This is a genomic window from Paracoccus sp. (in: a-proteobacteria), from assembly GCF_047973135.1.
Lineage (GTDB): Bacteria > Pseudomonadota > Alphaproteobacteria > Rhodobacterales > Rhodobacteraceae > Paracoccus.
On sequence record NZ_JBKEBL010000111.1, the window covers coordinates 1 to 7856 of the forward strand.

The 7856-nt window shown below is 63.6% G+C and carries 8 protein-coding genes; 2 read left to right on the plus strand and 6 right to left on the minus strand.

The window, feature by feature from the left end; translation table 11 throughout:
* The coding region (locus tag ACK5L9_RS08455; protein WP_416911026.1) for a cytochrome c biogenesis CcdA family protein at window positions 1-579 on the plus strand (579 nt) is incomplete at its 5' end.
* Here ACK5L9_RS08455 and ACK5L9_RS08460 read toward each other — a convergent pair.
* Window positions 576-854 (minus strand): hypothetical protein, encoded by a 279-nt coding sequence (locus tag ACK5L9_RS08460; protein WP_416911027.1) that lies wholly within the window; start codon window positions 852-854, stop codon window positions 576-578. The two genes, ACK5L9_RS08455 and ACK5L9_RS08460, sit on opposite strands and share 4 nt — an antisense overlap.
* 109 nt (window positions 855-963) lie before the next feature.
* On the opposite strand from ACK5L9_RS08460, the gene ACK5L9_RS08465 reads away from it, so the two are divergent.
* Window positions 964-1830: an urea carboxylase-associated family protein gene (locus ACK5L9_RS08465; RefSeq protein ID WP_416911028.1), complete on the plus strand. Its 867-nt coding sequence runs from the start codon at window positions 964-966 to the stop codon at window positions 1828-1830.
* A gap of 22 nt (window positions 1831-1852) precedes the next feature.
* On the opposite strand, the gene ACK5L9_RS08470 is transcribed toward ACK5L9_RS08465, so the two are convergent.
* The 5 genes from ACK5L9_RS08470 to secA all read right to left on the minus strand — a co-directional run.
* Window positions 1853-2089, minus strand: a complete 237-nt coding sequence (locus ACK5L9_RS08470) for a DUF2484 family protein (RefSeq protein WP_416911029.1) — start codon at window positions 2087-2089, stop codon at window positions 1853-1855.
* Window positions 2086-3519 (minus strand): UDP-N-acetylmuramate--L-alanine ligase, encoded by a 1434-nt coding sequence (gene murC / locus ACK5L9_RS08475; RefSeq protein WP_416911030.1) that lies wholly within the window; start codon window positions 3517-3519, stop codon window positions 2086-2088. Before murC ends, ACK5L9_RS08470 begins: the two co-directional genes overlap by 4 nt.
* On the minus strand, window positions 3516-4601 hold the full coding sequence (locus ACK5L9_RS08480; RefSeq protein WP_416911031.1) for a UDP-N-acetylglucosamine--N-acetylmuramyl-(pentapeptide) pyrophosphoryl-undecaprenol N-acetylglucosamine transferase: 1086 nt from the start codon (window positions 4599-4601) through the stop codon (window positions 3516-3518). Before ACK5L9_RS08480 ends, murC begins: the two co-directional genes overlap by 4 nt.
* The gene (gene ftsW, locus ACK5L9_RS08485; RefSeq protein ID WP_416911032.1) at window positions 4601-5764 is read right to left on the minus strand and encodes a putative lipid II flippase FtsW; all 1164 of its coding nucleotides are present in this window, start codon (window positions 5762-5764) and stop codon (window positions 4601-4603) included. Before ftsW ends, ACK5L9_RS08480 begins: the two co-directional genes overlap by 1 nt.
* A gap of 223 nt (window positions 5765-5987) precedes the next feature.
* Window positions 5988-7856: preprotein translocase subunit SecA (gene secA, locus ACK5L9_RS08490; protein WP_416911033.1), on the minus strand; the 1869-nt coding region annotated here is incomplete at its 5' end.

The window sequence follows — 7856 nt, forward strand, 5'->3', positions numbered from 1 at the left end:
AGCGCCGTGCTGCCTGCGGTGTTCTTTGTGCTGGGGCTTTCGACCGTGTTTCTGGTCATGGGCTTTGCGGCATCGGCGTTCGGGCGGGCGTTCCTGCAATATCAGGATGTTCTGGCCAGGATCGCCGGGGCGATGGTCATCGTCATGGGGCTGCATTTCCTGCATGTGATCCGCATTCCGGTGCTGGATCAAGAGGCGCGGATAGATGCTGGCAAACAGGATGGCGGCGCGTTCGGGGCCTATCTTCTGGGCCTTGCCTTCGCCTTCGGCTGGACGCCCTGCATCGGCCCTCAGCTTGGCATGATCCTGTCGCTGGCCGCGACGGGGGGCGAGCTGTCGCGCGGGACGGCGCTGCTGGCGGTCTATGCGCTTGGCTTGGGGATTCCGTTCCTGCTGGCCGCGATCTTTATCAACCGCGCCATGGGGGTCATGAGCCGCATCAAGCCGCATCTGAATACGATCGAGCGGGTGATGGGACTGTTGTTGCTGATCGTCGGGGTGATGCTGCTGACCGGTGCCTTCTCGGCTTTTTCCTATTGGCTGCTTGAGACATTCCCCGGCCTCGCCAGTCTTGGCTAGATCAGTCCAGGTACCATGCCGCCAGAGGCAGGGGCGATCACCGCCTGCCATGCCGGACGGTCCTGTCGGGTCAGCATCAGGAACAGCGCCATGGTCAGCGCGAAATCCGGGCCATCGTGGATCCTGCCGGTAACGACCGGATCATGCAGCGGCTGCCCAAGAATACCGGGCACGGCGGCATTCGCACCGGCCATGCCCGCCACCGCCCCCGCCGCCACGGCTGTGATCTTTAGTCCGTCGATCATTCCCCCGGCGAAGCCGTCCTGTGGCGGCACGGTACCCGCCATTGCCGTCAGCTATAACTGCAAGCCGTGAAGATGCGATGAATTTCCGACTTCCCTGTTTCCCGAAAAATGGCAGGATGCAAATAACACCGGAGGTACGATGAAACCTGATATTCCCGACCATACCGCCCCCGCCGATGCCGATCAGCGCCGTGCCATTGCGCCGATCATCTGCTATCCGGTCAAGGGCCTGCCGCGCCCCGATCTGGCCGCCTATCGCGCCGCGCGCGCGGGCTGGACCCGGCTGGCGGAAACGCTGATTCCCGCGCGCGAGGCGCGCTGTTTCCAGGTGCCCGCCGGGCATTTCTTTCGCATCGTCAGCGTCGAGGGGCCACAGGTCGGCGATCTGAACCTGTGGTCGGCGGATTTGTCGGAACGGTTCTATTCGGGCAAGACCCGTGCGCTGCACGGTACGCATCTGTCCAGCGGAGACCGCATGTGGTCATCCTTTCCGACCATGCGCCCGCTGGCGACGATCACCGATGACACGCTGGACTGGTACGGGTTCGACGCCTCGGGCGGCAGCGTGCATGATGTGATCGGCACGCGCTGCGATCCCTATACCCACAACCTGTTGTCGGATGGCGGGCAGTATCACCATTGCTGCCATTCGAACTTGACCCGCGCGCTGGCCCATGCGCGGAACATGCCGCTGGCACAGGCGGAAACGCATGTGCATGACGTGCTGAACGTATTCATGTGCACCGGTTTTACGCGCGACACCGGGCAGTATTTCATGAAGGCCAGCCCGGTCCGCCCCGGCGATTATCTGGAGTTCTTTGCCGAGACCGATCTTCTGGGTGCCCTTTCGGCCTGTCCGGGCGGAGATTGCGGCGGCGAACATTCCTCGGACCTGTCGCCGTGCCATCCGCTGCTGGTGCAGGTCTTTCGCCCCGCGAATGCCCCTGCGGGATGGGCCCCTCCGCCCGTCAACGGCTATGACCGCAGCCATGGGGCAGGGGGCTGAGCATAAGGTTCCGGCCCGGAACCTATGGCCGACGCGGGCGTCGGGGTTGGCGCAGCAGCAGGGCAAGGCCAAGGGCGAAGAAGGCGACGCCGATGCCCGGTCCCCAATGCAGGGTCAACCAGCCCAGGACCGGGACGCCGAGAATCGCCATGGCCCAGATCGCGGGGGCGCGATGGCCAAACCGCAGCAGCGGGATCAGACAGGCCAGAAGCACCCACAGGGCAACCACCCCGCAGGTGCCGATTATCAACGGTGTCACGCAGCCTTGCCTTGCAGGCGTGCCGGCAGTGCGTTGGCCCAGGTCGAGATCGTGCCCGCCCCAAGGCAGACCACCATGTCACCGGGCCGTGCCTGTTCGCGGACAAGCCTTTCCAGATCGTCCTCGCTGATGATGGCGCGGGCGTGGCGGTGGCCATGGGCGATCAGCCCGGCCACCAGATCGTCGCGCGTGGCACCGGGGATCGGGTCTTCGCCCGCCGAATAGACTTCGGCGATGGCAACCACATCGGCCTCGTTGAAGCAGGTGCAGAAATCCTCGAACAGGCTTGACAGGCGGGTATAGCGATGCGGCTGATGCACGGCGATCACGCGGCCCTGCGTGGCCTGACGTGCCGCCCGAAGGACGGCGGCGATTTCCACCGGGTGATGGCCGTAATCGTCGATAATGGTCACGCCCTTCACCTCGCCCACACGGGTAAAGCGGCGGCCCACGCCAGCGAATTTCGCCAGCGCCTCGCGGATTTCGGCCTTTTTCAGGCCCAGATGCCGTGCCACTGCAACAGCGGCCAGCGCATTCGAGACATTGTGATCGCCGGGCATTGGCAGGATGCATCCCTCGATCATCTCGATTTCGCCGGTATCGGTCGGGCCTTCGCCCTGAAGCGCGATGTCGAAATGCGCAACGCCCTTGTCATAGCGCAGGTTCATGGCGCGCACATCGGCCTGCGCGTTGAAACCGAAGGTCACGACGCGGCGTTCAGTGATGCGGCCGACCAGCGCCTGCACCTCGGGGTGATCGGTGCAGCAGACGGCAAGGCCGTAAAACGGGATCGAGGTCGCAAAATTGTAGAAGCCCTGCCGCAACGCGTCGAAATCGCCCCAATGCTCCATATGCTCGGGGTCGATATTGGTGATAATGGCAATATCGGTCGGCAGGCGGTTGAAGCTGCCGTCGCTTTCATCGGCCTCGACCACCATCCATTCGCCTTCGCCTGCGCGCGCATTGCTGCCATAGGCGTGGATCACCCCGCCATTGATCACGGTCGGGTCCAGATTTCCGGCATCCAGCAGCGTAGCGACCATTGTGGTCGTGGTCGTCTTGCCATGGGTTCCGGCGATGCAGATATTTGATTTCATGCGCATCAGCTCGGCCAGCATCTCGGCCCTGCGGACGACAGGCAGGCCGCGGTGGCGCGCCTCTTCCAGTTCGGGGTTGCCCTTCTTGATCGCGGTCGAGATGACGACCACCCCCGCCTCGCCGATATTTTCCGCCCGCTGCCCTTCGAATACGGTGGCCCCCAGTTTTTCCAGCCGGTCGGTGATCTTGCTGCGCTTCAGGTCGCTGCCCTGTACACGATAGCCAAGCGTCAGCAGCACCTCGGCGATGCCCGACATGCCGATCCCGCCGATGCCGGTAAAATGGATGGGGCCCAGTTCCATGGGCAGCTTGGTTGCGGCGGCGGCATTCATTGGGCTAGCTCCGTGACAAGGTCGAAAAGTCGGCGCGCCGCATCCGGGCGGCCAAGGGAAACTGCGGCAGATGCCATCCGGGACGCATGATCCGGGTCAGACATGATCGCGAGGATGTCGCGCGTCAAGCTGGCAGGGTCAAGCACCGATTCCGGATGGATCAGTGCTGCCGAGGCATCGGCAAGGGCCCGTGCATTGGCGGTTTGATGGTCTGCGGTCGCGGCGGCATAGGGTATCAGGATGGCCGGGCGTCCGATGGTCGTGATATCGGCGACCGACGAAGCACCCGCGCGGCTGATGACCAGTTGCGCCTTGGCCAGACGGTCGGGCACATCGGAAAAGAAGGGCTGCACATCGGCCTGAACGCCAGCGGCGGCATAGGCACCCGTGACGCGGGCGTCATCCTCGGGCCGGGCCTGATGGCTGACATGCAGGCGGGCGCGCATCTGACCGGGCAGCGCGGCGATGGCGGCGGGCACCACATCCGACAGCACCCGCGCCCCCTGCGAGCCGCCGATGACCAGCAGGTTCAGCGTCCCGCCGCCCGGCGCGGCATAGGGCGCGCCGGCGCGTGCCAGCACCGTTTCGCGAACCGGGTTGCCGGTATGAATACCGTTGACGCCTCTTGGCAGGGCAGTCGGCCAGGTCCCGCAGGCCACCCTGTCCACGCGGCGGGCAAAGGCGGTGTTCACCCGGCCCATCACGCCGTTTTGTTCGTGGATCATGCGCGGAATGCCCATGGTCAGCGCCGCTGACATGGCGGGAATGGTCGGATAGCCGCCAAAGCCCACCACCACATCAGGCCTATCGGTGCGAAAGCCCCGGCGCGCGGCAAGGATCCCGCCCACGATCCTGAAGGGCGCCATCAGCTTGCCGGCCATGCCGCCCCGCGCCGTTGTGGCCGAGGCGACAACCTCGCGCCGGACGGCATCAGGAAAGCCCCCGGCATAGCGTGCACCGCGTTCGTCAGTGGACAGGGTAACACGCCAGCCATGGGCCAGCAGCACCTCGGCCAAGGCCTGCGCGGGAAACATATGGCCGCCGGTTCCACCCGCCGCGATCAGGGCAAGGGGTTTGTCCATCAGCGTCCCCGCCGCAGGATTTCGGCGAACTCGCCCTGCGGGCGGGTACGGGTCAGCGCCAGCAGCATCCCGATCGCGATGCCCGACGCGATCACGGACGAGCCGCCATAGCTGACGAAAGGCAGGGTCATGCCCTTGGCGGGCAGCAGACGCACTGCCACGCCCATATTGATCAGCGCCTGCACGCCAAAGGCGCAGGCAAGGCCGCACCCGGCGATCCGCGCGAAGGGGTCGCGCTCTTTCATCATCCGCAGCAATGAACGGACGACGATGGCGCAGTAAAGCGCGATGATCAGCAGCACCATGATCGTGCCGTATTCCTCGGCGGCGACGGCAATGATGAAATCGGTATGTGCGTCGGGCAGCGACCATTTCACACTGCCTTCGCCCACGCCCACGCCGAAAAACCCGCCCTCTTGAATCGCATTGGTGGCATAGCCGATCTGCGTGCGCGGATCGACATCCGGGTTCAGAAAGCCATTGATGCGACGCGCGAAATGCTCGGAGGCACCGTAGGCGAAGAAACCTCCGGCGGCGGCCAGCCCGGCCACGCCCATCAGCAGGATCATCGGCGCACCGGCGACAAAATACATCACCAGCCAGGAAAACAGCACCAGCGATGCCTGTCCGAAATCGGGCTGCAGGGCCAGCAGCACGACGATGATCATTGCTGCGACGAAGGAATAGGCCTTGCCCGGAGGGCCGCCCACCTCAAGACTGGCGGCCATGAACCATGCGCAAAGCGCGACAAAGCCGGGCTTGAGAAACTCTGACGGTTGCATTGACACACCCGCAAAGCTAAGCCATCGCGTTGCGCCCTTGCCGAAATCGGTGCCGATCACCGGCAGCGCAAGGATCAGGACAAAGGCCAGCACAAAGCCCAGAACGCCGATCCGCCGCACCTGCCGGGGTGACATCATCGAGATGACCAGCATTGCGACCAACGCCATGGCCCCGAAAATGGCCTGGCGTTCGACATAGTAAAACCGGGGAAGCCCGTTCTTTTCGGCCAGCGGCACCGAGGCCGCAAGCCCCAGCAGCAGCCCGATCACATACAGGAAAAACACGCAGAAAAGGGACCATTTATCAACGGTCCGCCACCAACGCGGAAGAATCGGATCACCCGCCCGCAGGGGCGTTGAGCCAAAGACCATCTCGGTCATGGGAATACTGCCGTCACTGCCTCGTACACGCCCGGTTTTCCGGGTCTGAGGGGAATCATAGCGCGGTTAAGGCCGTTACGCTACCATCTATTGCGTGCGTGCGGTGATTTGAGCCGTATTTCGTACGCGGAATATACGCAGGGCTGACATTGCCATCTTGCCAGAGCCCGGCAGACGCCATGCCTTGATCATGCAAGGCGTTCTGCGGGGCAGGGCCGGCAGGTCAGACCAGCCGCCCGTGGCAATGCTTGAATTTCTTGCCCGAACCGCAGGGGCACAGGTCGTTGCGACCGGGATTGCCCCAGGTGGCAGGGTCGTTCTCGTCAAAGCCTTCGATCAGCGGCTCGGGCTTTTCGCCATCGTCATCCGACTGACGCTCGGCCCCGTGTTCCATGGTCAGATGCGACCGCGCGGCCTGCTGCTGTTCGGCCATCTGACGCAGCATTTCCTCGCGCTCGGCCTCGGTCAGCGGGCGTATCTGAGCCAGACGCTGCGTGACGTCAAAGCGCAACCCGTCCAGAAGGGATTCAAAAAGCTGAAAGGCTTCGGTCTTGTATTCCGACAGCGGATCGCGCTGCGCATAGCCGCGAAAGCCCACGACGCTGCGCAGATGTTCCAGCGTCACCAGATGTTCGCGCCATTTCTGGTCGATCATCTGCAACAACACCTGCTTTTCGATCAGGCGCATGTTGTCCTCGCCAAAGGCCTGCGCCTTTTCGGCCATATATGTGTCAGTCGCGTTCTCGATCCGTTCGCGCATGACATCCTGATCGACGCCTTCTTCGGCGGCCCAGTCTCCGACCGGCAGGTTCATGTTCAGCCGTTCCCGCATGGCGGTCTGCAAACCATCCGTATCCCATTGGTCGGCATAAGTCTTGGGCGGCATATGTTCATCGACCAGATCGTCGATGACTTGATGGCGCATGTCGGCGGCGATCTCGTCCACCTCGTTGCTGTCCATGATTTCGCGGCGCTGGCCAAAGATGGCCTTGCGCTGGTCGTTCATCACATCGTCGAATTTAAGCAATTGCTTGCGGATGTCGAAATTGCGCCCCTCGACCTTGGCCTGGGCGCGTTCCAGCGACTTGTTGACCCACGGGTGAACGATGGCCTCGCCCTCTTTCATCCCCAGCGATGACAGCACCTTGTCCAGCCGCTCGGATCCGAAAATCCGCATCAGATCGTCTTCCAGCGACAGGAAGAACAGCGACCGCCCCGGATCGCCCTGCCGCCCTGAACGTCCGCGAAGCTGGTTGTCGATGCGCCGGCTTTCGTGGCGCTCGGTCCCCAGAACGAACAGCCCGCCAGCGTCCAGCACACGCTGCTTGTCGGTGGCGTGCTCAGCCTCGATCCGGGCACGCAATTCATCGGGATGTGCCTCGGGGTCGGCGCTCAGCGCCTCCATCACCTTCATCTCGACATTGCCGCCAAGCTGGATATCGGTGCCGCGACCGGCCATGTTGGTGGCGATGGTCACGGTGCCGGGCTTGCCCGCATCGGCGACGATCTGCGCCTCGGCCTCGTGCTGGCGGGCGTTCAGGACGTTATGGGGAATGCCGTCCCTTTTCAGCATGGCCGACAGCATTTCCGATTTCTCGATGCTGGTGGTGCCGACAAGGGTGGGCTGGCCGCCCAGATGGGCCTCTTTGATGGCCTCGATCACGGCGAGGTATTTTTCCTGCGCGGTGCGATAGACGCGGTCGTCCTCGTCCTTGCGCTGGATCGCGCGGTTCGTGGGAACCTCGACCACGCCCAGCTTGTAGATTTCGGCAAATTCCTCGGCCTCGGTGGCGGCGGTGCCGGTCATGCCGCCCAGCTTGGCGTAAAGGCGGAAATAGTTCTGGAAGGTCACGCTGGCCAGCGTCACGTTCTCGGGCTGGATGGCGACGCCTTCCTTGGCCTCGATCGCCTGATGCAGACCGTCCGAGAGACGACGGCCCTTCATCATCCGGCCGGTGAATTCGTCGATCAGCATCACCTCGCCGTCGCGGACCATGTAATGCTGGTCCTTCAGGAACAGCTTATGCGCGCGCAGGGCCTGGCTGGCATGGTGGACGATGGTGGTCGATTCCGGGTCATAGAGGGTCTGGCC